The following is a 2507-nucleotide window of genomic DNA, read 5'->3' as shown; positions in this document are numbered from 1 at the left end:
ACGGACACCGCGCCGAACTCACCCATCGCCCGGGCATTACATAATAAGACCCCATAGAGCAGGCCCCATTTGATATTCGGCAAAGTGATCCGAAAAAAGGTTTGCAGGCCGCTGGCACCCAGCGATAACGCCGCTTCCTCTTCTTCATGACCGATTTCCTGCATCAACGGAATCAACTCACGCGCCACGAACGGAAACGTGACGAACAAAGTCGCCAGGATAATGCCCGGTACAGCAAAGATGATTTTAATATCATGGTCGGACAGCCACGGCCCAAACCAGCCTTGAGCGCCGAAAATCAGCACATAAATCAAACCGGCGATGACCGGCGATACCGAAAAGGGCAGGTCGATCAAGGTCACTAACAGACTTTTTCCACGAAACTGAAAACGGGCGATAGCCCAGGCGGCCGAAACCCCGAACACCGTGGTCAACGGGACCGTAACCAACGCCGTCAACAGCGTCAGGCGGATCGCCGCCAGCGTATCCGGGTGCGACAAACTGCTGCTGTAGGCCGTCCAGCCTTTGGCAAAGGCAGAAATCAGGACCGTCGCTAAGGGCAAAATGAGAAACAGCCCGATAATGGCCAGCGTCGCGCTGATTAGGGTGTAGCGCACCCAATCCGGATCCGCCAGATTGTGGGTTGGGGCAGCGATGGCCTTTTGACTGACACGTACGGTAGACATGATAAACCCTCTTACAGTTGACCGCTGCGGCGGCGAACCCACCACTGCAGTCCGTTAATGATTAACAGTAATACAAACGAGACGATCAGCATCGTCAAACCGATGGCCGTTGCCCCGGCATAATCGTATTGTTCCAGTTTGGTAATAATCAACAGCGGCACGACTTCAGAGACATAAGGCATGTTGCCGGCAATAAAGATCACCGAGCCATATTCGCCGACCCCGCGCGCGAAGGCCAGAGCAAAGCCGGTAATCGTCGCCGGTAGAATATTGGGCAGGATTACCTTCATAAACGCCTGCAATCGGGTCGCCCCCAAACTGGCGGCCGCTTCCTCCATCGCCGAATCAAACTCCTGCAAGACCGGCTCAATGGTGCGCACGACAAACGGCAGTCCGATAAAAATCAACGCCACCACGATACCTAACGGCTTGTAAGCGACCTGAACACCGAAGGCTTCCATCAACAGTTGGCCGATAAAGCCATTGGGTTGATAAATCGTCGCCAGAACAATGCCCGCCACCGCCGTGGGCAAGGCAAACGGCAGATCGATCAAGGCATCGAAGACGCGCTTACCGGGAAACGGATAGCGCACCAGCGTCCAGGCAATGACAAAACCTAACAGGCAGGCCACGACGGCCGCTATCAGTGCCGAGACAAAACTGACATAAAAAGACGCCAGAACGCGCTTGTTCGTCAAAATCGCCCAGTATTCGTCGAGGCTGAGTTCCAGTGTTTTCAGCAGCATCGCGCTGAGTGGAATCAGTACAATCAAAGCCAGATAGAACAGCGTGAAACCCAGGGCCGGGCGAAATCCCGGCATGATATTACTTTGCGTCATGGTTTTATAAGTCGTGTAAAAGGCTGGGGATGCATAGGTTAGAACAGGCGATAGCCTTAACCTGACGGTCCGGCTGGATTAAGGTCATCGCCGCCAATAGCGTCACGGCACATAGATTTGATCGAACGTGCCACCGTCATCGAAATGGTCTTTCTGAGCTTTATGCCAGCCGCCAAAGTGCTTATCAACAGTAAAGAATTCCAGTTTGGGAAAACGTTTTAAATCTTCAGGATCGGCCTGTTCCGGTTGATAAGGGCGGTAATAATGTTTGGCGGCCAATTTTTGTCCGGCCGGTGAAAACAGGTACTGCAAATAAGCCTCCGCCAAATCCTGTGTGCCGTTCTTTTTAACGATTTTGTCGACCACGGCCACCGGCGTTTCCGCGAGGATGCTGGCCGGAGGCACGATAATTTCAAATTGCCCCTCGCCAAATTCCTTTAAGGCCAGAAACGCCTCATTCTCCCAAGTCAGCAGCACATCGCCGAGACCGCGTTGCACAAAGGTGGTGGTCGATCCGCGTGCCCCGGAATCCAATACCGGTACGTTTTTATAGAGTTGCTTGACGAACTCTTTCGCGGCCTCGGCGCTGCCCAATTTTTGTTCGGCAAAAGCCCAGGCGGCCAAATAGTTATAGCGTGCTCCACCGGAAGTTTTTGGGTTGGGCGTAATGACCGACAGGCCTTCCTTGATCAAGTCATCCCAGTTTTTAATGCCTTTGGGATTGCCTTTACGCACCAGAAAGACAATCGTCGAGGTATAGGGCAGGCTGTTATTGGGTAAGCGCGATTGCCAGTTGTCCGGCAACAAGCGCGCCTGCTTGGCGATTTGATCGATGTCGTAAGACAAGGCCAAGGTCAGCACATCGGCTTCCAGGCCGTCGATCACCGCGCGGGTCTGCTTACCGGCGCCGCCGTGGGATTGCTGGACACTGACCGTCTCACCGGTCTTGTCTTTCCAGTAGGCAATAAACGACTGATTGAAT

3 protein-coding genes are annotated in these 2507 nt (G+C 53.6%); all 3 read right to left on the bottom strand.

Translation table 11 applies throughout. From position 1 onward, the window contains the following. Positions 1-686: sulfate ABC transporter permease (locus tag Q7V32_RS17265; RefSeq protein ID WP_304898227.1), on the bottom strand; the 686-nt coding region annotated here is incomplete at its 3' end. Between the two features lie 11 nt (positions 687-697). Further along, positions 698-1525, bottom strand: coding sequence for a sulfate ABC transporter permease subunit CysT (gene cysT / locus Q7V32_RS17260; RefSeq protein ID WP_304898226.1), 828 nt, complete (start codon positions 1523-1525; stop codon positions 698-700). Positions 1526-1627: 102 nt separating this feature from the next. Continuing rightward, a partial coding sequence (locus tag Q7V32_RS17255) for a sulfate ABC transporter substrate-binding protein (protein ID WP_304898225.1) occupies positions 1628-2507 on the bottom strand: 880 nt, incomplete at its 5' end.

It is taken from the genome of Methylicorpusculum sp., assembly GCF_030651835.1.
Taxonomy (GTDB): domain Bacteria; phylum Pseudomonadota; class Gammaproteobacteria; order Methylococcales; family Methylomonadaceae; genus Methylicorpusculum.
Note: the sequence above shows the minus strand (reverse complement) of the source record. Positions and strands in the feature narration are given on the sequence as shown.

Bases quoted from the DNA above. Each gene is read 5' to 3' on its own strand.
- cysT (WP_304898226.1), bottom strand. From the start codon at position 1,525: ATGACGCAAAGTAATATCATGCCGGGATTTCGCCCGGCCCTGGGTTTC.